The following is a 25,006-nucleotide window of genomic DNA, read 5'->3' as shown; positions in this document are numbered from 1 at the left end:
CATGATCATACAACTGCAACAAGGCATTCCGGCAGACCTGAAGGAGAATATACTAAAACAGGTGGCGGAGATCGGCTACAAAGCCAACGAGGTGATAACGCAGGAGGCGCACTACCTAGTGGCTATTGGTAAAAAAGATTTTGATATACGCCACATCGGACAGCTACCAGGTGTGGCAGATATTCATAGGGTATCAGAAGAGTATAAACTGATCTCTCGTAAGTGGCGCGTGGAGCCAACCCGTATTGACTTAGGAGATGGTGTGGTGGTAGGCGAAGGCAGCATTAGTATCATGGCTGGCCCGTGCTCTATCGAAAGCGAAGCACAAATAGAGAGCGTGGTGGCGCACCTGAAGGAAAACAACGTACGCATTATGCGCGGCGGCGTTTTCAAGCCTCGTAGTTCGCCGTATGCCTTCAGAGGTATGGGCATGGATGGCCTTAAAATGTTCCACCGTATCTGCCGCGAAAATAACATCAAGGTAATTACGGAGGTGATGCAGGTGTCGCAGATTGAGGAGATGATCGATTATGTAGATGTTTTCCAAGTGGGAGCCCGTAATAGCCAGAACTTCAACCTACTCGATTCGCTGGGCGAGGCGCAGAAGCCGGTGCTACTGAAGCGGGGAATCTCGGGTACATTGGAGGAGTTACTGCAGGCTGCTGAGTACATTTTCTCTCACGGCAACGAAAAGATCATGCTATGTGAGCGCGGTATCCGTTCGTATGAGGGTGCTTACCGCAATGTGCTCGACCTGAACGCGGTGCCTGTACTTAAAGAGAAAACCCACCTTCCGGTAATTGTAGACCCATCGCATGGTATAGGCTTACGCGATTATGTAGAGCAGATGTCATTGGCAGCGGTAATGGCTGGTGCAGATGGCGTGATCTATGAAACGCACCAGACACCGGAAAAAGCATTTTCAGATGCACAGCAGACGGTTAACTTCTGGGAGTCGGAGCGCATGATCAAGCGTATGCGACAGGCATATGAACTGAGGGAGAGTTTTTAACTTTCGTTATTCGTTGTTCAATAATTAGACCTCGCAGCGTGTGCAGTTCCTGCGAATGTATGGCAAATCTACTACTTTAAAGCAAGCATTAGACGCTCGCGGGGCCTTCGGACGCCGCGAGATCTCGAGGATACAAAAAAAGCCCGGTGCAAAACTGCATCGGGCTTTTATACTTTAGTTTACTTCTTTCTTCAGCGTCTCGTCTAACCAGTTGAAGAACTCACGCTGCCACACAATTGCGTTTTGTGGCTGGAGCACCCAATGGTTTTCGTCTGGCAAGTATAACAGGCGGCTCTTAATTCCTTTCAGTTGCGCCAACTGGAATGCCTGCAAGCCCTGCTCAATGCCAACACGGAAATCCAGTCCGCCCTGAACGATCAGTATAGGAGTATCCCACTTATTAGCATGCTCAATTGGGTTGTGCTCCTTATAGCTTGTAGGGGATTTTGTTTCCCAGTAAGGACCTTTCAACTCATTGTTAGCAAAGAACAATTCTTCTGTAGTGCCATACCAGCTGCGCATGTCAAACAGTCCATCGTGTGCGATAAAGGATTTAAAGCGACCATCGTGCACTCCTGCCAGCATAAACACCGAGTAACCACCGTAGCTGGCACCAACTGCACCAAGTCTGTCCTTGTCTACATAAGGCTCTTTGGAAACATCGTCAATCGCAGCTAAATAGTCTTTGATCACCTGTCCACCCCAGTCACCGCTGATCTGGCGGTTCCATGCATCGCCATGGCCTGGCATACCGCGTCTGTTCGGAGCTACTACAATGTAGCCATTTGCAGCCATCAACTGCATGTTCCAGCGGTAAGAGTACGACTGCGTTAGCGCCGATTGCGGACCTCCCTGGCAGTAAAGCAGCGTCGGGTATTTTTTGTTCGGGTCGAAATCTGGCGGATAAACTACCCACGAGAAAAGGTCTTTGCCGTCGGTGGCTTTAGTAACACGCGGCTCTACCTTGCTAAGTGCCAGCTTGCTGTATACTTCATCGTTAACAGAAGTCAGTTGCGTCAGCTTACCGGATTTGGTGTCGAGGCGGTAAAGCTCAGGTGCATGGTTCATATCGGTGCGCGACACTAACAGGTTATTCCCTGATTGTCCCACGATACCGTTTACATCAAACTGACCTTTGGTAACCTGCTTTATACTTTTTGCAGAAAACTTGCCTAAATCCTTAGGCAGTGCTATCTCAAACAGCTGAATAGTACCTTTGGTAGGCGCTACAAACCAGATCTTGCTGCCGTCGTTGCTCCATGTAAAGGAGTTTATTGTTTCGTCCCAGTCTTTTGTCAGGTTAAACTTTTTACCTGATTTGGTGTCCAGAATTGTCAACTCATTCTGATCTGCTTCGTTGCCGTCTTCATCCATCGCCAGCCAGGCCAGTTTAGAACCATCGGTATTATATTCCGGATGCGTGTCGTAACCATTGTTGCCCTCAGTCAGGTTGATGGTTTTGCCGCTGGCTATGTCGTAGCGGTAGATGTCGGTGTTGGTGCTAACAGCGTAGTCTTTGCCAAACTTTTTCTTACTCACATAAAGTATGGCCTTGCTATCCGGCGTCCAGATAATGTCTTCCTTACCACCGAAAGGCATTTGAGGTGTGTCGTGCGGCTCACCTTTCATAATATCGACAGCAGTGCCTACTTTGCCATTTTCGTAAGGGGCAAAAAACACATGCTGAAACTTACCGTCTTCCCAAGTGTCCCAGTGGCGGTAATTCAGATCATTAAAAATGTAGGCATTAGCTTTCTTCAGGTCAGGATATTTATCCTTGCTGTGGATGTCTTTGATGTGCACCTCGCGGGAAAACAGCAGGTGTTTCCCGTCCGGAGAGAAGCGTACATTGCTTAAGCCGCCATCTACATTGGTTAGTTGTTTTGGTTCGCCTTTGCCACCTGTTAATTGCCACAACTGGCCTTTGTGCAGGTACACCATGTTGCCTGTAGCTTTATCGATATGCACCACACTTTCACCGCCTTTGGTGGAAGTAAGCTGTGTAGCCTGGCCGCCGTTTACTGGGATAGCATAGAGGTTGCGCTCACTGCTATTTTCATCCATGTTTATGTAGCTAACGCCATAGATCACCGACTTACCATCTGGTGTCACAGTCTCGGCTGACACACGGCCCAGTTTCCAGAGCAGTTCAGGTGTCATGCGCTGTTGTGCCTGCGCCATACTTACAGCAAACACACCAGCCAGTATAAATATCTTTTTCATGCATCAAAAATAAGAGAATTGCGGTCATACAAAAAATGATCTTTCACTGTATTCAATCGAAGAAAGAGCTAATATTTTGTTGATTTATACTTTAGATGCATTACCTTTGTAACAATGAAAGGCACATTAGCTCATATGCATCACCATCATGCACGAAGCATCAGTTTCGGAGCCGCCTGCCTATGGATTTGCTACTAGTATAAACTATACCATATTCAAAAGCCTGACTCCGAACAGAGTCAGGCTTTTTTTGTTACTGTCTGAGCCATAATTTCTATGAAACAGGAAGAGCAGAATTTATACTTTAATACTCATTCATAATTAGTAATTCATAATTCTATAATATGAACTTAGTTATAGTTGATTACAAAGCCGGAAATGTACAGTCGGTGCAGTTTGCGCTGGAGCGACTGGGCGTACAGGCTACCTTGAGCTCCGACTTTGAGACCATTAAAGCCGCCGATAAGGTTATTTTTCCGGGTGTGGGACAGGCCGCCTCGGCTATGGCGCAATTGAAGGCACGCAATCTGGATAAGCTGCTGCCAACACTGGAGCAGCCTTTCTTTGGTGTTTGCCTTGGCATGCAGTTGCTTTGCCAGCACTCTGAAGAAGGCGATACGGAACTGCTAAATATCATTCCACTTACTGTTAAGCATTTCGAAACAGAGCTGAAGGTGCCTCACATGGGTTGGAACCAGTTGGAGCAGTTGAATTCTCCGCTATTTAACGGAGTGCCAGAAAAGGACTTTGTATACTATGTGCACAGCTACTATGTGCCGCTAAGTGATTACACTATTGCGCAAACCTCATATCCTGAGCCTTTTTCGGCAGCCCTACAGTATAAAAATTTCTACGCCGCGCAGTTTCACCCCGAAAAAAGCGGGGCAGCCGGTTCACAGATACTTAAAAATTTCTTAGCCTTATGATGGAAATTATCCCTGCCATAGACATAATCGGCGGCCAGTGCGTGCGCCTAACCGAGGGCGACTTTGCTCAGCAAACCACCTACGACAGCAACCCACTGGAAGTAGCCAAACGCTTCGAAAGTCACGGCATCAAGCGCCTGCACCTGGTAGACCTGGACGGTGCCAGAGCCAAGAAGCCGGTAAACCTAGCGGTGCTAGAAAGTATAGCCTCCAATACCAATCTGACCATCGACTTTGGCGGAGGCATTCAATCAGAAGAAGCCGTGAAGCAGGCGTTTGATGCCGGTGCGGCACAGATAACAGCCGGAAGTATAGCCGTTCGTGAACCAGAGACTGTAAAAAGCTGGTTGCTAAAGTATGGCTCAGAAAAGATCATTATTGGCGCAGATTTTAAAGGCACCAATATCGCCATCAGCGCCTGGACCGAAGAAAGCAAATATCCGCTGCAGGATTTTATTTCGGGTTATGTGAAAACAGGAGCAACCTTGTTTATCTGCACCGATGTAAGCAAAGACGGAAAACTACAGGGGCCATCCACGAACACATATCGCCACCTGAAGCTGACTTTGCCCGAGGCCGGAATTATTGCCAGCGGAGGTGTAACAACAGTAGAAGACCTGGAGCAATTACAGGAGATTGGAGTAAAAGGTGCTATTATCGGTAAAGCCATTTATGAAGGTACCATCAGTTTAAAAGACTTAGAAAGATTTATATGCTAACCAAACGCATTATACCTTGCCTTGATATTAAGGACGGTCGCACTGTGAAAGGGGTGCAATTTGAAAACATCAGGGATGCCGGAGATCCGGTGGAGCTAGCGAAGTGGTATGCCGAGCAGGGAGCCGACGAGTTGGTATTCCTGGATATTACTGCTACCAACGAAGGCCGCAAAACCTTTGCCCAGTTGGTACGAGACATTGCCCGCCACATTGATATTCCTTTTACTGTAGGTGGTGGCATTGGCTCTGTGGCCGATGTAGAGGTGCTGCTACAGAACGGAGCTGATAAGGTTTCTATTAACTCATCAGCCATTAAAACTCCGCAACTGGTAGAAGAACTGGCTAGGCATTTCGGCAGCCAATGCGTTACTGTAGCTATTGACACCAAGTATACCGAAGCCACAGGTTGGAAAGTATACACACGTGCCGGTACCGTCGAGACAGAACATCAGACAGTGGACTGGGCAAAGCAGGTAGTTGACTTAGGGGCTGGTGAAATTCTGCTTACAAGTATGAATAACGACGGTACCAAAGCAGGCTTTGCGCTGGATATTACAGGTAAGGTTGCCAATGCTGTAACTGTGCCGGTGATTGCCTCTGGTGGTGCCGGAAGTATGGAGCACTTTGCTAATGCCTTTTTACAAGCCAATGCCGATGCTGCCTTGGCTGCCAGCCTTTTTCACTTCAGAGAATTGGGTGTAGCGGAGCTTAAGCAGTACCTGAAGCAACAGGGAATAGCGGTAAGGATATAATTTTGAATGAGTAGAGGAAGTGATTGAGCGAAAGAACCTCAGTAGACTTGCCTCATAACTTATAACCATAACATGACTTTAGACTTTGAGAAAGCAGGTGGTTTGGTGCCAGCTGTAATACAGGATAATGCAACCGGCCAGGTGCTGATGCTGGGCTATATGAACCAGGAGGCGCTGGAAAAGACGCAACAGGAGGGACTGGTAACATTTTTCTCCCGTTCTAAAAACCGCCTTTGGACCAAAGGCGAAACCTCAGGCAATACCCTGCAGGTGGTAAGTATAGCTGAAGACTGCGATAACGACTCGCTTCTGATAAAAGTACAACCAAAGGGCCCAACCTGTCACACAGGTAACACCAGCTGCTTTGGTGAAGAAGAGACTTCAAAACGCATCAAAGCTATTCAATTCATTGCGCAACTGGAAGAAGTGATACAGCAGCGTAAAGCTACTCCGGCAGAGGGATCTTATACCAACTTCCTGTTTGAGAAAGGTGTGAACAAAATTGCCCAGAAAGTAGGAGAGGAGGCTGTAGAGACAGTAATTGATGCTGTGGCAGGCAAACTGGATACCATGAAAGGCGAAGCTGCCGATCTGCTGTACCACCTGCTGGTGCTGCTGGCTGCGACTGGTTTGGAGTTAAAAGATGTAGTGGCTGTTTTAGAAGAGCGACACAAGAAATAGCAGTAAAGAAAAAGCCCGCAAGTATAGCTTACTTGCGGGCTTTTTCTTTACTGCGGTATTACTGTGTAATCTTCACATTAGTGAATGTTCCCTGAATGGTGATGTCGCATCTGCGAGTATTTTCCAGACTCACTTCACTGGCCTTAGGATCAAACGCCCGTCTCATTTTCATTTCATAGTTGCCACTGATGAGTTTGTGCTTAGCATCATAGGCTGTAATGGTAAAGTGGCCTTCCATTGTGCTAGAGCTGCTTAGGTAAACAGAGTAAGTGTTACCGTCTTTACGATAAGAGTACCGAACATCAACAGCACCAGTAGCCGGATCTGGTAAAGACTTAAGTGCATACGTGCCTACATAACCAGCTGCAACTTGTGGTTTGTTGATGCTGAAAGCAATAGCATCACGGCCAATATGACTAGGTATGATAAAGCTTGCAACAAGTCTCTCCGTGTCAAGGCTGGCATGGCTTATAACACTCATGCCGCTGTATTCGGAGAATTCAGCTGATTGAGGTTCGTTGTAAGCGTAAGCTATAACTGAACGCATGGTAGCTACTGCAGCAGGCGCAACTTCCTCCGCTTCTCTATCTGAATCAGAGTCGCAGGCGGTAAACAGAAGTGTTAGTAAAAACAGGAACGATAGTGGTAATAGCTTTTTCATAGTTTTAATTGGTTTATTTAGTTGAAAAGCATTAGCCATTACCGTGCCAATATTAAGTATACCTTATATAAATTGTTTAATCGCATCTGTCACTTCACTACCTTTCTCTTCCTGTAAGAAATGACCTGCATTCATTTTCAATACTTTAGCTTCAGGGTATGTTTCCTGCCATCTGTTTAAAAAATTTATCGGAAGCAAAGAGTCCTTCTCACCCCAAAGTATAAGCTTAGGGATGTTTCTTATTTTTTCGCGTTGTTGCCATAGCTCGTCAAAATAGGGGTTGGACTGATGTAGCGCCTTTGCAAACTCCCATGTTCCCAAACGGCTCTTTGCAGACGACAATGGTTTTAGATAATGCTGGTGCACGTCTTTGGTAAGGTACTTGCGCTGATGGTAACCTTTTGGCAGCAGCAGTCTTGGCGAGAAACCCAACCTCAAGTACAGAAACTTACCGATACCACCACTCAGGAACTTACTAACCTTCATCATTTGCTGCTCTTCTTCCAGGCTCCACATCCAGGTGTTAAGTATAACCAGGCGCTTTACATTCTCCGGATGCTTTAAGGCATAGCGTAAGCCAATCGGGCCACCAAAGTCGTGCACTACCAGCGTTATGTTTTTCAGCTGCAGGTGCTCTATCAGCCGTTCCAGGTTATCTGCATGTGCCTCGGGGGTATAAGCGAAATCAGCGGGTTTATCAGATAAGCCAAAGCCCAGATGATCAGGGGCAATGCAGCGGTGCGTTCTGCTCAGGGGTTTTAGCTGCTGACGCCACAAAAAAGACCAGGTAGGGGTGCCATGCACAATAACGATTGGCTCACCTTCACCTTCATCTACATAGTGCATTTGCCCATCCGGCAGTTGCAACGTATGATGGGCAAAAGGGTACAGGATACGGTCAAGCCACTTTGGTGAGTTTATCATTTTAGCCACTGGGTTAGTCATAGTTTATTGTGCTTTTTTATATTTCTGAATAAGATAACTTGCAACATCATCAATAGGGTAGGACGGATCTAAAAGGTAGTGGCTAGCCATACCATCTAAGGTGGCAAACAGTAATAAAGCCTCTTCTGCCGGATTTTGATATCCCACTTCCTTAAGGTTATTTCCAATCATTTGCTGTATGTAAGCCACTTGCTGTTCAATACTGCCCATCATCTCAGTTACTATTTCGCTTTGCATGCGCAAGCTGTGGAGCAATCGCCAGAACTCTCGTTTTTCCTTTAGCAGGCTTACTATGTTACGGATGTGGCGCTCTATACCCGGCAAGCCCACCATACTTTCCTGTACCTGCTCAAAGGTTGCTTCTATATCTGATTGGCCTTCCTGAAAGATTGCTCGTAGCAGATCTGTTTTACCCGGAAAATAATTGTACATCAGGCCAAGTGAGATACCTGCTTCTTTAGCAATTGCCCGAATAGAAGTAGCTTCAAACCCTTTTTGGGAGAAAAGCTTTAGTCCTGTTTCTATCAGCAACTGCCGGCTCTGTTCACGTTTCTCTGCTATACTTGCCATATATTGATTGAACGTTCGTTCATAAAATTAGTTGAATCCATCTGAAATCAAAATTGGAATGTTAATTCGGCTATAGTACTATCTCCTTTAACTCGCGTGTACAAAATCAACGTATGAGGACAGAATAGAAATTAAACCGCACTGCGTGATAAGACAAACGAAACAGAAGGACAAAGCAAAGAAGTGGCTAGTTGTTGGGTCAGTGATACTAGGCGTAGCGTTGTTCTTATTTATAGGCCAGTATGTATTTACAAATTGGCTGCAACAGAAACTGGAGAAAACAGTGAACAACAATACCGATGGGGTTTACCAACTGGAGCTGTTTGGTATGGAAACCTCTCCGTTTGTAGGTACTTTGTCTGTGGATAGTTTAGCCCTAACACCAGACTATGATCGCTGGAAAGAACTCAAAAGCCAGGGGAAAGATGTGTCGCGTACCTTAGTAGAGTTGCGGTCTAAAGCTATTTCATTAAACAGGCTAAGCTTCTTTAAAATACTTTTCCAGAACAATGTGGACCTGGATAGTATGCTGGTGCAAAACCCAGAATTATTGATAACAGCCATGGCGAAGGATACTACAGGGCAGCACCAGCCAATGCACAAAACAGTAAATGGTTTGCTTAGGAACATGCACATTGGCAAAATTGATGTTAACGATGCAAACTTAAGGTACCGGAACTATAACCAACGTAACACAGATATGTTCGCCTTAAAGAGCTTCAACCTGACGGTAGATGATTTCAGGCTCGACAGCACATCTTTACAAGACCCGAAGCGGGCATACTATAGCAATAACATAGTGCTGAAGGCAAAGGCAGCACTTTACAACCTACCCAACAACCTGTACAAGCTTACCACAGATTCAGTTTTGATAAACGTAGATAAAAAGCTTTTTACGGTCAGCAACATTTACTATAGGCCAACTGTGGGGCCAACAGCATTAGCTAAGGCAACAGGCGATGCAACAGCACACCTGAAAGTGAAAGTACCGCAGGTAACTATATCCGGACTAGATTATGATGCACATTCTAGGACGAATAATTTTATAGCCAGCCAGGTGCTTATTAGCAAGCCAAGCCTAAATGGCTATAAAGACAAAAAGCATTTTAAGGATAGTAAGAATCAGCCACTGCCACACGACCTGGTGCAAAGTATAAAACCAGGTTTTATGATCAGCAGCATGAAAGTAACAGAGGGTTATGTGAGGTATGAAGAGCTTGCTGAGAAAGCTTCCGAAACAGGTCATATTTACTTCACTAACCTGAATTGCACTATTACAAATCTGACAAATATGCCAAAGCAAATTTCCCGTAAAAACCCTGCTGTGATAAAGGCAAGTGCGCTGATGATGGGTAAAGTAAAAACACAGGCCACTGTACGCCTTCCACTTTTAGACAAGAGTGGCTACCATACCTTAAAAGGCAATATACAAGGAGGCAGACCTCAGGTATTAAACCCCATACTGGTGCCAACCAGCTTTATTAAAATTGACAAAGGCTTTGTGCAGCAAATAAATTTTAGTGCAACACTAAACAGGCAAAGGGCAACAGGCACTATGAAGGCGCTTTATACAAACCTGGAAGTTGAGATCCTTTCTACTGGTGCTGCTTCAGGCAGAGATCAGAGTCTGGGCAAAAAAATACTCTCTAAAGCAGCGGACTGGTTCCTGATCGAAGACAGTAACCCCGACAGCAAAGGGGATAAAGCACGTATAGCTCAGATTAAAGTCAAACGCGACCGAAACAAGTCATTTATTAGCTACTGGAAAGACTGCCTTGCCAGCGGTTTACTGGCAAGTATGGGGCTGGAGAAGATGGCAGAGAAACAGTTTAACTAGCAGAAAAACTTACACGTTCGTAGTCTTGATAAGTAGTTTCCTGTACTTAGTAAAAATACTCGACTTAGATACAAAGCCAAGATACTCGTCGCCTTCTAAAACGGGTAGGTTCCAGGCGCCAGACTCATCAAACTTTTTCATTACATCGGCCATGCTGTCATCGTGCTGGACTACCGCTGGTGGCCTTTGCATCAACTCCTTTACTTTAACTGAGTCGTATTTGTCAGCTTTGAACATAATCTCGCGCACGTTCTCCAGAAGTATAACCCCCTCCAGTTGCTGATTAGCATTTACCACCGGGAAAAGGTTTCTGCGCGAGTGGGCAATTACCTGCACGAGTTCGCCTAAGGTTGCCTCCGGTGCAACTTCCTGAAAATCTCTTTCGATCAGGTGGCGGATTTGAAGAATTCGAAGTATGGTTCTGTCTTTATTGTGCGTAAGCAGTTGCCCTTTCTGAGCTAGCTTTTTTGTATCCAGTGAGTATGGCTCAAAGTATTTTACCAGTGCAAAAGAAGAGGCTGCCACGATCATAAGGGGTATCATCAAAGTATAACCACCTGTTATCTCTGCAATAAGGAACACAGCTGTTAGCGGAGCATGCATCACCCCGCTAAGTATACCGGCCATACCCACCATCGAGAAACTGTTTATCGGCAGGTTGCTAATATGGAGCATGTTTATTAGCCTTGCGAAAAAGAAGCCGGTGCTGGCCCCCACAAACATAGAAGGAGCAAAGTTACCTCCGTTACCCCCCGATGCGATGGTAATAGTAGTGGCAAAAACTTTAACCAAAGCCAGCGCACCTACAAAGCCAAGTATAAGCCACTCGTTTGTACCAAAGAACCCGAGCCAGCTATCTTTCAGCAGCAGCTCTGCCTGGTTGCTTTCCAGCAGACGTATACTTCCGTAGCCTTCACCAAACAACGGCGGGAAGAGCATGATCAGCAAACCAAGCAATATACCTCCAATAATGGCCCGGCGGTACACTTTGTCCTGATACCCTTCAAATAGCTCCTCCACGCGCATGGCCATACGGGAGTAGTATACCGAGATCATGCCTGCAAGTAAACCCAATAAAACATAAAACGGTATGTGACCGGCCTCGAATATTTCCTGCTGCTCTTGGTAAAAAAGGATCTCTTCATTAAGTATAAGCTTGGAGCAAAGTGCACCTACAACAGCAGAAATAATTAGCGGAATAAAAGCTGAGATGCTAATATCAATGAGCAGCACCTCGATGGCAAACAGCACGCCAGCAATGGGTGCATTAAATACGGCAGCTATGCCAGCGGCTGCACCGGATGCCAGCAGCAAGGTTCTGTCGCGGTAGTTCAGATGATAGTCGCGGCCAAAATTTGAGCCAATGGCAGAACCGGTAACAACAATAGGCGACTCCAGACCCGCAGAACCACCAAACCCGGCCGTTATGCCACTCGTAAGCACATGAGAGTACATTTTGTGCCGCTCCACCATACTAGATTTCTGGGAAATGTTGAAGAGTATGTTAGCTGTACCTCGTCCTATTTTTCCGTTAAACATCACCCTTACCAAAAAAACAGTGAGCAGGATGCCTATCAACGGGAATACAACTAGCCAGTAGGGTTGGTCGAGAAGCCGGTTGCCGTAGGCCAGCAGTAAATGAATGTAGTGTACCAATGTTTTAAGCACAACAGCAGCCAATCCTGCAGTTAAACCAACAAGTACACTCGACAGTAGCATAAACTCTCGGTCAGAAGTATGGCGTCGAACCCAGAGAAGCGGAATTTTAAATTTTTTAATGTAGGGCATTTCAGATGGTTAGCCTGAAAATCATATAATGATGTTTAGACTGCAAATTTAGCATAAGCATTCCGAAGGCCAATCATTAATTGCGAAACATCTGCCCTTTTACATTTTAATAACACGAAAAGCCCCAACCCAAAACCAGGAGAGGCTGTTTAAGTAGACTATAAGTATAGAACAAAAGCGTAACGTATGCCAAAATTAGCACCCATAGAGCACAGCATTCTGGAGTTGCATCAACTGCATGGCCCTTTTCATATAATAGGTGATGTGCATGGCTGCTTTGGAGAACTCGTGGCTTTGCTGGAACAGCTAAAGTATAATGTTACGTTTGATGATGCTTCCGAAAAGTACCTTATAAGCAGGCCAGATGAGAGCATGGTCATATTTGTTGGTGATCTGGTAGACAGAGGACCAAACTCACCGGAAGTAGTGCGTTTGGTAATGGATATGGTTGATGCGGGCATGGCCTATTGTGTAAGCGGAAACCACGACGATAAGCTGTTGCGCCTGCTCCTTGGCAGAAACGTGCGCGTAAGGCACGGGCTCGAATTTACTGTGGCGCAGCTAAAAGGGTATGGCAAGCCTTTTAAAGATCGCATGAAGAAGTTTCTCTTGAATTTGCCACATCACATTATTCTGGATGAAGGGCGGTTAGTTGTGGCCCATGCCGGTCTGGAAGAACAGCTACACGGTATAAATTCAAAAGGAGTACGCGACCTTTGCCTTTATGGGCCCACAACCGGCGAAACAGACGAGCACGGTCTGCCCATCCGCCTGGACTGGGCAGCAGAGTATTGCGGGAAGGCCATTGTAGTATATGGTCATACGCCGGTGCATGAACCGCTGTGGCGCAATAACACCATCAACATCGATACTGGGTGTGTGTTTGGGGGCAGATTAACGGCACTGACCTATCCGGATCATGTACTCCATTCCGTAGATTCCTTTGATACCTATGCCAAATCTGTGAGGCCCTTTATCAGGTACCACCACCATCACTAGGCTTTGGCACTTCGTGGTGTTCCTCTGCATACCGGTCATGGTTCTTCATTTTCTCCAGGTGGTCTTTCAACATATATTCTTCAAATTCCTGTAGGTTGGTTTTAGGCCAGAACGGTGAGTGATTTCTAACGGCGGTTCTTCCGATAACGTGTGCTGCAACGGGAGCTGTGATAAAAGTAAATATAATAATAGCCAATACCTTCAGCATGATGTCTGGTTGGTTAAAGTAAATTCCAAGGCCAAGCAGAATCAGGCCAACTCCAAGCGTAGCCCCTTTAGTGATAGCTGACATGCGAATGTAAAAATCCGGGAAGCGGAGCAATCCAATCGTGGCAATAAACATAAAGCATACACCCATCAATATCAGCACACAGCTTACAATCTCTTTTACAACTTCCAGGTTCAGGTTTTCGAGCATGTTATTTGTTTATTTTCATGATGTAAAATGCGAAAGTAACCGAGCCCAGAAAACCAAATACCGAAAGTATAATTGCCACGTCTATAAAGTCTTCGTTTCCAGTAAATTCAGTATAAATAGCTATTATCCCTATTACGTTTGCCACAATCAGGTCAAATGCTGTGATGCGGTCAGGCAGCGTTGGACCGATGGCAAACCGTATGGCGGTAAGCAGCAAGCATAGGCTTAAAGTGGCCATTGCAATGGTAAGGGTTAGCTGGAACAGACTCATGTGGTAAGTTCTAACAAGCGTCGCTCAAACCCGTCTTTTATGTATTTTTTCAGGGCTTCGGTATTGTTATGCTTTATATAGAGTGAATGTACATACAATACTTTGCGGTTATCGCTTACATCAATGCTGAGTGTTCCGGGCGTAAGGGTGATCATACAGGCTAAAAGCGTAATCTCGAATTCTGTTTTTACCGTCAGCGGCAGTGCGATGACCGTGGGCTGCATGTGGTAGCGGGGCGTAATGATATCGTAGGCAATTTTAACATTGGCTATTAGCAGTTCTTTTAAAAAAAAGGCTGCGAAGCTTATCGCTTTTGGCATTTTACGCAAGTACGCTCTGTTGTAAAACCAGCTGGTTAACCATAGGGTCCAGAAAATGGCTAGGAACACAAAAGCTGCAGTAAACGCATTGTAAGGCAATGGGGGAGGATCCTGGTGCGTGATCAGGTAAGCAGCTATAAATGCAATGGCAGAATGCAGATAAAATGTACGCATAAGCTACGGCCGTTTATCTTTTAGTACGGCATTAATGTATATTTCGCTGTGGAAGACTTCTTGTGCTGCAATTTTACATACCTGTATTACAGGGTCAGCAAAAACACCAAGTATAAGTATAAACACCAGCAAAAAGAAAACCGGGAAGTATAAGGTATAGGTACCCATTGTTTCGTGTGTTGATTGCTTTAGCCGCTTTGGCCTGGGTTTCCAGAACACCTCATTCCAAATCTTCGTCATGGAGAGCAGCGTTACCAGGCTTACACACAGCGATGTGGCAACCAAAATGTAATTACCTGCCTGAAAGCCGCCCTTTGCCAGCATCAGCTTACCCCAAAAGCCAGATAAGGGTGGCAAACCAGCCAGTGAGAGTGCAGAGATGAGAAACAAGAAGGAGAGAGTAGGATGCTTTAAATATACTCCACCAAGCCTTGTTAAGGAGAAAGAACGGTGCCTTCGTGCCACCACGCCACTAACCAGGAAAAGATTTGTTTTGACAAGCATGTTGTGTATCACAAAAAAGATGCTTCCGGCAACGGCCAGCGGAGTATAAATGGCTATGCCCATCAGCATGTACCCGATCTGGCTAATAATATGAAAGGAGAGTATTTTTCTGAAGTCTACCTGTGCAGCGGCGCCTACTACACCTACTACCATGGTTAGGCCAGAAAGCAGCAGCAGAAGAGGCTGCGCATAATCTCCCTCCACTGAAAAAATGAGACTGTATAAACGCAGCAAAGTATAAATACCTATTTTGGATACGATACCGGCAACAAACGCAGAGACAGCAATGGGTGGCGTATGATAAGAAGCCGGTAACCAGAAAAACAGAGGGAATATAGCAGCCTTAATACCAAACCCGGTCAGGAAAAAGATGCCTGGCAATGCGAGCAGCTCCGCGTTTACGTGCTCCGACCTTACCAGTAAGGCCAATTCGGCCAGGTTAAGCGCACCATACAATGCATATACCACCCCAACACCTGTAAGCAGCAAACCCGATGCAATAAAGTTAATTGTTACATACTTTAAAGCACCCTCCAGCTGAGACTTCTTGCTACCCAAGGCGATCAAAGCAAAGCTGCAGATAAGGAGCACCTCAAACCATACATAGAGGTTAAAGATGTCACCTGTCAGGCAAACGCCGCTCACGCCCATCTGCAGCAATAGGAACAGCGGAAAAAAACCAAATTTCTTGCGCGATTTATCTAAGGCTACATGCGAGAACATAAATACGGCAAGTCCGGCTATGCTTGTAGTCAGGAGCATCAGTGCACTTAAAACATCCGCCACTAACGTAATACCATAAGGAGCAGGCCAGCCGCCAATCTGCGTTACCTGCATACCCTGCATCAGCACTTGCTGCAGCATAATACCTGATATACCTACAAAAATCAATTGTACACACGATACCACTACAGTCTGCCATTTAATATCCCGCCACATAAACACACAGGTTATGGCCCCTAAAAGAGGTAATAACAAGGGTATAATAAGCAGAATATTGGCTGGCATAGCGGTTAGAATCAGATTTTTTCGTTGTTGTTCAGGTTATCCATGTTATTTGATTTAAAGGTTTGGTACACCCGCCTGATCAACACAATGGAAAATGCCTGAATGCCGAACCCGATTACAATGGCCGTAAGTAACAGCGCCTGCGGAACGGGGTCTGCATAAGGCTCGGCAGGTAAATTGCTGCCCTGTTCAATAATAGCGATGCTACCCCTTTTCATTCCACCTACTACAAACAGGAACAGGTTTGTAGACAGGCCAAAAAGTATAAGCCCAAGTATAAGTTTGAACAGGTGGCGGTGCAAAATAAAATAGATGCTAACGGAGAATAAGGTACCGGTTAAGAATGGGAGTAATATTTCCATTGTTTTAATCTTTAGACATTGTGAAAACCATTTTAAGCACCATGCCCAACACGAGCAGGTACACACCCGTGTCGAATAACAGGGGGGTGCCCACTGAACCAACTAAAGGTATCTTAACCTTTAGCCAGTACGCTGCCATAAAAGGCTTGCCCATCACCAAACCAACAAGACCGCTGCCTACAGCTACCGCTAACCCGATGGCCATCAGGTAAGTGGGCCTTAGGCGCAGCAAATAGTAGTTCCAGATAAAAATCGGTTTCTCTTTCTTGTTGCGGACGATGTTTTTTCGGAGCAGGCGAAGGGCATGGCTCAAGTTGTTGTGGTGGGGTTTTCTGTCGTACTTGTAAAACGTGAGGCTGAAATAAGATTTTGCTGTTTGTTTTGTGCCGTGTGCCAGTGTGTGAAACACAAAGGCAATCGAGCCCATAAGGCCACCAATAAAACCGCCGCCGGGATGGTTGTGCCCGCGAAGCAGAATATACAGGGAGAAGACCAGAAACAAGGGAGTTAGTATGCGTATGGCTGTTGCAAAAATCAGGGTTCTCATGGTTTGTCTCCTTTCTCTGGCTGCATGCGCAACAAGGCGTATATTCCCAGGGCTGCTACGGCCAATACCGTTATCTCGCCCAACGTATCAAGTGCCCTAAAATCTACCAGTATGACATTAACTATATTGCGGCCGTGTGCCTGCAGTACACTTGTTTTTCCAAAATAGTCTTTCAGTTCAGACTCTACCGTATGGTCCTGCACTACCAGCATGGTATAGGTCATTACTGCCCCGAAAAGTATTGAGATAGCTATGTATTTATACTTGTTAAACTGATGCGACAGGTAAATAAAGGCAGGTAATTTGTGCAGCAGCAACACAAATATCACTACTGTCAGCGTCTCTATAAGAAATTGGGTGGCAGCTACGTCGGGTGCTCCGAACATAATGTAGATGAGGGCTGCCGAATACCCGACCAGGCCCATCACCACAATAGATGTAAGCCTGGATCGCGTGCCCAACAGAAAAAGCAGTGCCGCAACTACCAATGTAAATATCACTACATCATGGAAAGGCAATTGCTGCAATAGCTGTGCTCTGGAAGAAAAATCAATGTGTGGAGCATCTCTCCAAATCACATAGAACATCATCGACGAAAAAAACAGGATTATGTAGATAATGTAGCGCCTGAGGTTACCGTTTTGGATTGCCGTAATAAACGCTTTGGCAGCTAAAAGGAAACCGCTGAAGGCTTTATGATAAATATTATTCGGGCCAAATTTGTACAGTGGGTTTAAGATGCTGCTCTTTTGTTGTACTACTTTTAAATAGCGGTAAAGCAGCAGCCCCATCAGAATGGTAAGTACGCTTAGCCCTAACTCTTTTGTAAGGCCATGCCATAGCGATAGTTTTAGCTGTACCAGTTCGTTTCCAGAAATGCTTTGTACAGCGCGTTCCAGTATAGGAGTGACAATTTGCCTGGGTATAAGTCCAAAAGCTGCACCTAATAGACCCAGTATGAAGGCTGGCGCATATAAGCTGAACCCGGGGGGATGCACTAATTTTGTTGCGCGTCGGGGCATATTCCAGAAGATGCCATAGCTGAGTGTAACGGCCACTGTTACATAGCCTATACCTGTCAGGAACGTGAGCCCAAAAACAAGCCACACAAAAAACCTGCTATTAAGGGCTGCCTCGTATAAAAGCTCTTTACCAATAAAACCGAAAAATGGCATAAGTCCGGCCATAGATAAAGCAGCCAATGTGGTGGCTAGTGCGGTAACAGGCATGTAGCGTGCAAGCCCGCGCAGCTTGTTTACATCGCGTGTGCCGGTACAATGATCTATTGCGCCGGCAGCCAAAAACATGGTGCCTTTGTAGAGTGCGTGCGCCAGCAAAAAAACCATCATGGCCTTTAAAGCTACGGTAGTGCCAATCCCGATCATAGTTACCATTTGCCCAAGCGCACTGATCGTAGTATAAGCCAGGATGGCTTTCATGTCTGTGTGCTGCAGCGCTAAAAATGCACCTAAAAGGGCTGTAGCGCCGCCAACCAGCACCAGCGTATACTGCCATACTTCGGACCCAGCCATTACAGGAGCCATTCGTGCCAGCAGATATACTCCAGCTTTTACCATTGTGGCGGAGTGCAGGTAAGCGCTTACCGGTGTTGGAGCTGCCATGGCGTTAGGAAGCCAGAAATGAAACGGAAATTGTGCCGACTTTGTAAAGCAACCCACTAACAGCAACAGCAGCACCGGTAAAAAAAGAAAATGCTCCGTAATGTCTGTTTCCATACTTAGCAAGTCGCTAAAAGTATAGCTTCCGGAAATAAGCGAGAGCAGTATGAATGCCGCCATCAGAGCCAAACCTCCCATTCCGGTTACCATAAGGGCCTGCCAGGCAGATTTTCTTACGCGTTCCTCTTCGTTGTTAAATCCAATTAAGAGGTAAGAGCTTATACTGGTAAGCTCCCAGAACAGAAAGAGGCCGAAAATACTGTCGGAGGTTACCAAGCCAAGCATGGCAGCCATAAACAAAGTTAAGTAGAGATAAAAGCGCCCTAACAGTACATGGCCATTAAGATATCCTGAGGCGTATAGCATCACCAGCCCACCAAAAAAAGTAACCAGTAAAGCAAAGAACAGGCTTAACCCATCCAGCATAAAATGCATATCAATGCCTAAAGAGGGTATCCAGCCGTAAGAGAAGCGCACTACTTTTCCTGATAGTACAGCTGGTAAAAAGGTGCATAGGTAGCTGAATATGGAAAATGGCAACAATGTGAATGGTATAACCACATACCGGCCTAGCATCTTGAACAACCAAGGTGCTGTAAAGGCCATAATAAGGCAAATGGTTAATACCAACAGCATAAAACCTCTATTTTTTTACATGTTTTTGTTATGTTCCGTATGTAGTTAGACAGTAGTACACCTATACGGGCAATTAGTTGCAAAAACTGCTGTTCAGTTACTTAGCTCTTATACTTAACACTACAACCCACAATACCATGACTACGCTGAAACGAATAATGGTAGGCCTCGACCTAACTCCCATGGATGACACACTGATAAGGTATGCTGCTTTTTTGAGCGCAGAACTACAAATCGACAAAGTATACTTCATCCACATCGTTAAGAGCCTCGATATCCCACAGGAACTATTAAATGACCTGGAACACCAGCAGTTGCCTCCAGATGAAAATCTTCGACAGCAGATTGCTACCCGTGTTAACACAGCCTTTTCGGGCATCAACACAGAAACGGAAGTGCTGGTAGAGGAGGGGATTCCGCTAAAGGGTTTGCTGCACTGGTCTAAAATAAAGCAGATAGATTTGATGCTGGTAGGCAGAAAACTAAGGTTACGCGGGAGCGGCGTACTTGCTCAAAAATTGTTGCGACTAGGTAAGACAGGAGTATTATTTGTATCTGAAACTGCTGAGCCTCACCTTAATCATATACTCGTTAGCATTGACTTTTCGGAATACAGCGAGATGGCTTTAAACAGGGTGCTACATTCAGCATTAAACAGGCCTAACGTTAAAGTGTATTGCCTGCATGTATACGAGGTTCCTACTGGCTATCGCACTCTTGGCATGACTTATGAGGCATTTGAGGAGCGTATGCGGGGGTTTGCACAAGAAAAGTATGACAGGCTGCTAAGCAAATTCCCGGAGCTTAAAGATCGGGCACAATTTATTATGGTGAGACAAGGACATGACGACGATATTGGCGCACTGGTAGTAATGGAGGCCAAGCGCGTACGTGCCGACATGCTGGTAATTGGAGCCAAAGGACTTACAGCTGCTGCACATTTTGTATTAGGAAGCGTGACAGAAAAAATACTTCGCCATGACATGGACATACCGTTGCTAGTGTTTAAAAAAGAGAAAGAGGAAGTCGGCTTTTTAGACGCTTTGCTTTCATAGCTGCTTATTCTGTAATGTGTGCAATGCAGCGGTTATACTTAATCTGAATTACTGATTAGCCTTTACATCTTTATTAAGGCACCTTATCCTGTGCTGATGTGCATGCTTTTTAAGCATCTTCCTTTTGGCCGGAGAAGCGCAGGAAAAGGTAGCCTACAAGGCCGGCAATTAACGAAGCGCAAAGAATAGCCAGCTTTGCCTGTGGCAGGAGAGTAGAGCCTGCAAAAGCAAGGTTTGCTATAAAAATTGCCATTGTAAAGCCTATGCCACCTACAAATGCTACCCCTATCAATTGTAACCAGGTGTATGCTGCCGGCTTGCGTGCGATGCGGGTTACTGAGGCAAGCGCTGCAAAGAGCACAATGCCGAGTGGTTTTCCCACCACCAATCCAAGTATAATGCCCCAGGTAAGCGGGTTCGAAAATCCATCTGTTAGTTCGGAGTTGATCAGAATTCCTGCATTTGCGAGTGCAAAAACGGGCATGATAGCGTAAGCGACCCATGGGTGCAGCGCATGCTCTAGCCTATGCATCGGAGAGCCCACCTCTTCGCAGTTACTCTCAATAGTGCGTACAGCTGCCTGAAAATCATCTTCTTCATAATTGTCGGCGGCTGGTAATTGAGATACATGGCGTGCATGTAATTCACCTAAAATAGTGTCGGTGCTCGAAATAAAGTCTCCTTCAGATATCTTAGAACGCCCTGGTATGGTAATAGCAAGTAATATTCCGGCTACTGTGGCATGCACCCCTGATTTTAAAAATGCCACCCACATCACAACCCCGAATAGCGTATAGATTAGAATGTTCCGGACCCGTAATGCATTTAGTATGAGCAGCACACCAAACACCAGAAAACCAATCCAAAGACTTAAAAGGCTCAACTCTGAAGTATAAAACAATGCTATCACTAGCACAGCGCCAATATCATCTACAATAGCATAAGCTACCAAAAATAGCTTGAGCGAGAGCGGTACTCTGTTTCCGAGCAGAGAAAGTATTCCAATCGCAAATGCTATGTCGGTCGCCATAGGTACTCCCCATCCGTCAAAGCTGGGTAGCCCCTGATTCAGCCATACGAAAATACCCGCAGGCACGACCATACCACCAATAGCAGCCATCACAGGAAACGCCGCACTTCTAAAACTAGATAATTCGCCTACCATGGTTTCGCGCTTGATCTCCAGACCGACCACAAAAAAGAAAATCGCCATCAAGCCATCATTGATCCAGAGTATAGCCGCCTTAGATATACCAAACGCTCCGAGTTTTAAGGTTAATACAGTATTCCAAGTATCTATGTAACTTTCGGCCCATGGCGAATTTGCCCAGGCAAGTGCAGCCAGTGTAATAAACATAAGCAGCATTCCGCTGAATGCCTCGGCACGCAGAAACTCCTGTAGCGGGTAAATAATCCGGCGGTACAATGATATTTTTGGCATGTAACAGTGTATAGCTATATGATGGAATTATCCTGTTATGGACGAGAAAGGTATAACAAGGGTTATTTTAAACGCTCGTGTAATAGCCTTCATTCTGGCTATGTATACTTTATTCTGCATAGTTGTGATTGTTATTATGGTAACAGAATCCGCTTTGTGTAACAACAGCACAAAAATGAGTAGTAATTTATATTGACTAATGAAGGTGGTGAGGTGGGTTTTTATAAATTCTTTAAAATCGTAAAGGGAAGAGATGAGGTCATCTTAAATTTCTATATATTGTATTTGTAGAATATTGTTGGAGAATTCGCAATCATAGCCCAACATCCATTAAATAAGGTGAGATGGGACAAAATAATTACGCACATAGTGTCAATAACCGTATGTTTACGCATAGCCGCTAGCTAATACAAGAAAACCTATGGATAGCGTAGTAATAAAACCTAAAGAATCTTTAGCTGATTATGTTGAGTTAATTTACAGTAATGAAGCTGAAGAATTTAATTATCATGGATTATCAAGCCCAAGTATTAACTCTGAAATTTTCTTTTCATTTGGTGACTACTTTTCGTTTGCAAACTACTCAATTGAAAAAGGAACAACTGAACTTTCTTCAATTTCCAAAAATCAATTATATGCTATTCCTGTTAATGCTAAGGGTTACCATTCTACAAGTGGCATAATCTTAAAACCATGGGCTTTTTTATACATTAATGCTATAGACGGAAAAAGCACTTATCATCTGAGCCAACAAACGATTATTTCAGAATTAAAAAAGCAACTTGTTCACCTAGAAAAAGACCTCAAAATATCAAGTATGGAGGACAAGTCCAAGATACTGTATTCATTTGTGAAGAATAAAATTTCTTTCAAGGAAATAAACCCAACTTTTACCAAAATATATAGTGCCATAAATGCTTTTGATAAAAATGTAATGAAAATTGAGGATTTGGTTGCCTTTTCACATATTTCTCAAAAAACATTCATTGAGATTTTTAAAGCCCATATTGGCATAAACCCCTTGAAGTATCTTCAGTTTCGAGCCATTGAATACTCTCTTAAAAAATTACAGGATCCTTATCTTACATTAAGTCAAATAGCTTTGGATAGCGGTTTTTATGATCAGTCCCATTTTAATCGGGTTTTTAAAGGCTTCATGCAAATGACTCCCAATCAGTATCGATTAATGCAGAATGACTAAGGTAAGTTTTGTCCTATACTTTATGATTTTAAAGAAGGATTTTTGCGAAAAAATCTTAAAAATATGCGAAAACTAATTCTTTACATCTCATGCTCTTTAGATGGCTACATTGCAAAACCTAAGGATGACCTAAGCTTTTTAAGTATTGTTCAAAAAGAAGGAGAGGATTATGGTTACAATAATTTTGTGGCAACAGTAGATACAGTAATTGTAGGTCGTAAGACTTACGATTGGGTGGTTGGACAAGGATATGATTTCCCTCACTCGGATAAAGAATCGTATATCATTACAAGACAGGAACGACCAAAACAAGGCAATCTGACTTTCTACAATGGTGACCTAAAAACTTTAGTAAAAGAATTGAAAGCTAAAAAAGGGAAAAACATTTTTTGTGATGGTGGCTCAGAAATCGTCAATCAACTTCTAGCTGATAAACTGTTTGACGAAATGATTCTATCTGTAGTTCCTATTTTAGTTGGTGACGGAACGAGACTTTTTCAGGATGGTAGACCTGAACAAGAACTTGAATTAGCGTCGACAAAAAATTATGACAGTGGGCTTGTTCAAATGCACTATAAAATGAAAGATAAATAAAAGTACATAGCCACAACATTAGCTATACACGAGTGGGGTTTAGTTTGTAGTTCAAGCTGAAAGTTGTTTCTGGAAACAATTTACGGATTGATACAGAACTGCACATCAATCCCCACCCCGTGTATAGCCTTTTTCGTAGACAAGCAATCAAAATAAAATAAACTTCAAGGCGTGTTATTACTTTTAATAGACCTAGTAGATTCAAAGGCTTTACTTTATATCTCCAGCATTTACTCTTTTTGGCTTCCGTTTTACCTTTACGGAAAGGTATACACCATCATAAAACTTAAAGAATGCACTTTGAAAGATATAATGATAGTACTAGGGGGTGGCGTAGCGCTTTCATTTACCTTTTTTGTAGTCTACAATACACAACAACGCTTGTACATGTTTAGCTTAGTGGGTCTGTTGCTTCTGGCATTATCACTCTTTTTATTGATCAGGTGGCTATTTTGGAATAAATAACATGCACACTAAGTAGGAAGCTTGCAAAACAACCTCACACCACAAAAGCTAAAGCACAGCAAGAGTATCTTTATCCGAGCAGGTTGGCTTCTGTAAATCATATGGTCCTGAGCATAATTAATTCGCATCAGCAGGAAACAAGGTCTACCTCACTATTTCCTTGGCAATATACCGTGAGTTAAGTATGCTAAGCGCGCCCATATACCGTAAACCAAAGCGAAGCATGTCACCTACTTTGTAATTCTCCTTGTTGTCTCCAAGTTCCACTACCAACATGTCAGAACTGGCACCTATAACGCTTATACTTTCGTCTTTTGGTATCAGAAACTTTGGGTTGATATCGAGTAAGCCCACGTCAAGTATGGCGCGGTGTGAAGTTTTACCGTAGAGGCTCTCATCCACTTCAAAACTTTCGCCGCTCGGGTTTTCGGCAAGCATCCCACTAGGGATCATCGGCTTTTCAGTTAGCTCTATTATCTCTGTAAAAAGCTCGAACACATCATCGTACATGCCTTCAAAAGTTTCGCCGGTAAACAGGTTCAGGCCAAAGAAAAGCGCTTCCCCGATCCTAAAATGGTTAATACCCTGTGGCATCTGGTGGGTAAAAAGCAACGGAATGGTAACAGAGGTGCCTCCTGATACCCAAGGGATTTTACGATTAAATTTTGCCTCGATGATTTGCTTGTACAGGCTCAATTGTATCAATTTGTCACGGGTAGGCATAACGCCATGCAGGCAGTTAAAATTAGCTCCCAAACCTATCACTGAAATGTTGGGTAGCTCAAATACCTTTTCGTAAAAATTAACTAGGTCATCACCCATCACACCCTCGCGCAAATCACCCATCTCGATCATGATGATGATCTTGTGCTGTTTTTGCTGTCGCACCGCCTCGTCAGACAAGAGCTTGATAATTTCATACTCCGTCTGAAAGCTGACATCGGCAAATTGAATGATGTCGGGTATACTTTGCTTCGGTGCAGGTTTAATGTACACCGTCTGCACATGAGGGGCTACTTTTTTGATGGCTTTCAGGTTGGTAACCCTGGAGTCGTGGATTTCCTGCACGCCAAGCGCCAGTACCTCTTTCAGAAAAAGCTCGTTGCCGCATAAAAGTTTGGTTACAATGCCCCAGTCTATACTATGCTGCTTAAACACCCGGTCCAGGTGGTTGTAATTGTGTTGAAGTTTATCGTGGTACAGCTTTAAAACTGCCAT

The 25,006-nt window shown here is 44.5% G+C and carries 24 protein-coding genes; 10 read left to right on the top strand and 14 right to left on the bottom strand.

The window, feature by feature from the left end:
* Window position 1: 1 nt before the first annotated feature.
* Window positions 2-1,012 carry a bifunctional 3-deoxy-7-phosphoheptulonate synthase/chorismate mutase gene (locus H8S84_RS02980; RefSeq protein WP_187065780.1) on the top strand — a complete coding sequence of 337 codons (1,011 nt, stop codon included), beginning with the start codon at window positions 2-4 and terminating at the stop codon, window positions 1,010-1,012.
* Window positions 1,013-1,186: 174 nt separating this feature from the next.
* Here H8S84_RS02980 and H8S84_RS02975 read toward each other — a convergent pair whose 3' ends face one another.
* Window positions 1,187-3,235 carry a S9 family peptidase gene (locus H8S84_RS02975; protein ID WP_187065779.1) on the bottom strand — a complete coding sequence of 683 codons (2,049 nt, stop codon included), beginning with the start codon at window positions 3,233-3,235 and terminating at the stop codon, window positions 1,187-1,189.
* Window positions 3,236-3,579: 344 nt separating this feature from the next.
* Here H8S84_RS02975 and hisH point away from each other — a divergent pair, with 344 nt between their 5' ends.
* From hisH to hisIE, 4 genes are all read left to right on the top strand, one after another.
* Window positions 3,580-4,161: an imidazole glycerol phosphate synthase subunit HisH gene (gene hisH / locus H8S84_RS02970; RefSeq protein ID WP_187065778.1), complete on the top strand. Its 582-nt coding sequence runs from the start codon at window positions 3,580-3,582 to the stop codon at window positions 4,159-4,161.
* Window positions 4,158-4,880: a 1-(5-phosphoribosyl)-5-[(5-phosphoribosylamino)methylideneamino]imidazole-4-carboxamide isomerase gene (gene hisA, locus H8S84_RS02965; RefSeq protein WP_187065777.1), complete on the top strand. Its 723-nt coding sequence runs from the start codon at window positions 4,158-4,160 to the stop codon at window positions 4,878-4,880. Before hisH ends, hisA begins: the two co-directional genes overlap by 4 nt.
* Complete coding sequence (gene hisF, locus H8S84_RS02960) at window positions 4,874-5,632, top strand: imidazole glycerol phosphate synthase subunit HisF (RefSeq protein ID WP_187065776.1); 759 nt, start codon at window positions 4,874-4,876, stop codon at window positions 5,630-5,632. Before hisA ends, hisF begins: the two co-directional genes overlap by 7 nt.
* Window positions 5,633-5,704: 72 nt before the next feature.
* Window positions 5,705-6,313 (top strand): bifunctional phosphoribosyl-AMP cyclohydrolase/phosphoribosyl-ATP diphosphatase HisIE, encoded by a 609-nt coding sequence (hisIE, locus tag H8S84_RS02955; protein ID WP_187065775.1) that lies wholly within the window; start codon window positions 5,705-5,707, stop codon window positions 6,311-6,313.
* Window positions 6,314-6,371: 58 nt separating this feature from the next.
* Here the strand turns inward: hisIE and H8S84_RS02950 are convergent, their stop codons facing one another.
* The 3 genes from H8S84_RS02950 to H8S84_RS02940 form a co-directional block, all read right to left on the bottom strand.
* Window positions 6,372-6,974: a hypothetical protein gene (locus H8S84_RS02950; RefSeq protein WP_187065774.1), complete on the bottom strand. Its 603-nt coding sequence runs from the start codon at window positions 6,972-6,974 to the stop codon at window positions 6,372-6,374.
* Between the two features lie 63 nt (window positions 6,975-7,037).
* On the bottom strand, window positions 7,038-7,919 hold the full coding sequence (locus H8S84_RS02945) for an alpha/beta fold hydrolase (RefSeq protein WP_230407025.1): 882 nt from the start codon (window positions 7,917-7,919) through the stop codon (window positions 7,038-7,040).
* A 3-nt stretch (window positions 7,920-7,922) separates the two neighbouring features.
* Complete coding sequence (locus H8S84_RS02940; RefSeq protein ID WP_187065773.1) at window positions 7,923-8,489, bottom strand: TetR/AcrR family transcriptional regulator; 567 nt, start codon at window positions 8,487-8,489, stop codon at window positions 7,923-7,925.
* A 145-nt stretch (window positions 8,490-8,634) separates the two neighbouring features.
* On the opposite strand from H8S84_RS02940, the gene H8S84_RS02935 reads away from it, so the two are divergent.
* The gene (locus tag H8S84_RS02935; RefSeq protein ID WP_187065772.1) at window positions 8,635-10,326 is read left to right on the top strand and encodes an AsmA family protein; all 1,692 of its coding nucleotides are present in this window, start codon (window positions 8,635-8,637) and stop codon (window positions 10,324-10,326) included.
* 9 nt (window positions 10,327-10,335) lie between these two features.
* Here the strand turns inward: H8S84_RS02935 and H8S84_RS02930 are convergent, their stop codons facing one another.
* Window positions 10,336-12,114: a chloride channel protein gene (locus H8S84_RS02930; protein WP_187065771.1), complete on the bottom strand. Its 1,779-nt coding sequence runs from the start codon at window positions 12,112-12,114 to the stop codon at window positions 10,336-10,338.
* Window positions 12,115-12,300: 186 nt separating this feature from the next.
* Between H8S84_RS02930 and H8S84_RS02925 the strand changes: the two genes are divergently transcribed.
* Entirely contained in the window at window positions 12,301-13,113 is an 813-nt protein-coding gene (locus H8S84_RS02925) for a metallophosphoesterase (RefSeq protein ID WP_187065770.1), read from the top strand.
* Here H8S84_RS02925 and mnhG read toward each other — a convergent pair.
* The 7 genes from mnhG to mbhE form a co-directional block, all read right to left on the bottom strand.
* The gene (gene mnhG, locus H8S84_RS02920) at window positions 13,091-13,531 is read right to left on the bottom strand and encodes a monovalent cation/H(+) antiporter subunit G (protein WP_187065769.1); all 441 of its coding nucleotides are present in this window, start codon (window positions 13,529-13,531) and stop codon (window positions 13,091-13,093) included. The two genes, H8S84_RS02925 and mnhG, sit on opposite strands and share 23 nt — an antisense overlap.
* A gap of 1 nt (window position 13,532) precedes the next feature.
* A complete protein-coding gene (locus H8S84_RS02915) occupies window positions 13,533-13,802 on the bottom strand; it encodes a monovalent cation/H+ antiporter complex subunit F (RefSeq protein WP_187065768.1) in 270 nt (89 codons plus the stop codon).
* The gene (locus tag H8S84_RS02910) at window positions 13,799-14,296 is read right to left on the bottom strand and encodes a Na+/H+ antiporter subunit E (protein ID WP_187065767.1); all 498 of its coding nucleotides are present in this window, start codon (window positions 14,294-14,296) and stop codon (window positions 13,799-13,801) included. The genes H8S84_RS02915 and H8S84_RS02910 overlap by 4 nt, the downstream gene beginning before the upstream one ends.
* 3 nt (window positions 14,297-14,299) lie before the next feature.
* Window positions 14,300-15,739 (bottom strand): proton-conducting transporter transmembrane domain-containing protein, encoded by a 1,440-nt coding sequence (locus tag H8S84_RS02905; RefSeq protein ID WP_230407024.1) that lies wholly within the window; start codon window positions 15,737-15,739, stop codon window positions 14,300-14,302.
* An 80-nt stretch (window positions 15,740-15,819) separates the two neighbouring features.
* Window positions 15,820-16,170, bottom strand: coding sequence for an NADH-quinone oxidoreductase subunit K (locus tag H8S84_RS02900; RefSeq protein WP_187065765.1), 351 nt, complete (start codon window positions 16,168-16,170; stop codon window positions 15,820-15,822).
* 4 nt (window positions 16,171-16,174) lie between these two features.
* Window positions 16,175-16,717 carry an MnhB domain-containing protein gene (locus H8S84_RS02895; RefSeq protein WP_187065764.1) on the bottom strand — a complete coding sequence of 181 codons (543 nt, stop codon included), beginning with the start codon at window positions 16,715-16,717 and terminating at the stop codon, window positions 16,175-16,177.
* Window positions 16,714-19,002: a hydrogen gas-evolving membrane-bound hydrogenase subunit E gene (gene mbhE, locus H8S84_RS02890; protein ID WP_230407023.1), complete on the bottom strand. Its 2,289-nt coding sequence runs from the start codon at window positions 19,000-19,002 to the stop codon at window positions 16,714-16,716. Before mbhE ends, H8S84_RS02895 begins: the two co-directional genes overlap by 4 nt.
* Before the next feature lie 167 nt (window positions 19,003-19,169).
* Between mbhE and H8S84_RS02885 the strand changes: the two genes are divergently transcribed.
* Window positions 19,170-20,087 (top strand): universal stress protein, encoded by a 918-nt coding sequence (locus H8S84_RS02885; RefSeq protein ID WP_187065762.1) that lies wholly within the window; start codon window positions 19,170-19,172, stop codon window positions 20,085-20,087.
* A gap of 109 nt (window positions 20,088-20,196) precedes the next feature.
* Here the strand turns inward: H8S84_RS02885 and nhaA are convergent, their stop codons facing one another.
* Window positions 20,197-21,528 (bottom strand): Na+/H+ antiporter NhaA, encoded by a 1,332-nt coding sequence (gene nhaA / locus H8S84_RS02880; protein WP_187065761.1) that lies wholly within the window; start codon window positions 21,526-21,528, stop codon window positions 20,197-20,199.
* A gap of 421 nt (window positions 21,529-21,949) precedes the next feature.
* On the opposite strand from nhaA, the gene H8S84_RS02875 reads away from it, so the two are divergent.
* Both H8S84_RS02875 and H8S84_RS02870 read left to right on the top strand, forming a co-directional pair.
* Window positions 21,950-22,729, top strand: a complete 780-nt coding sequence (locus tag H8S84_RS02875; protein ID WP_187065760.1) for a helix-turn-helix domain-containing protein — start codon at window positions 21,950-21,952, stop codon at window positions 22,727-22,729.
* 63 nt (window positions 22,730-22,792) lie between these two features.
* A complete protein-coding gene (locus H8S84_RS02870) occupies window positions 22,793-23,323 on the top strand; it encodes a dihydrofolate reductase family protein (RefSeq protein WP_187065759.1) in 531 nt (176 codons plus the stop codon).
* 609 nt (window positions 23,324-23,932) lie between these two features.
* Here the strand turns inward: H8S84_RS02870 and H8S84_RS02865 are convergent.
* The gene (locus H8S84_RS02865) at window positions 23,933-25,006 is read right to left on the bottom strand and encodes an alanine racemase (RefSeq protein WP_187065758.1); all 1,074 of its coding nucleotides are present in this window, start codon (window positions 25,004-25,006) and stop codon (window positions 23,933-23,935) included.

The organism is Pontibacter cellulosilyticus, assembly GCF_014306105.1.
GTDB classification, from domain to species: Bacteria; Bacteroidota; Bacteroidia; order Cytophagales; family Hymenobacteraceae; genus Pontibacter; species Pontibacter cellulosilyticus.
This window is presented reverse-complemented; position numbering and strand designations above follow the sequence as displayed.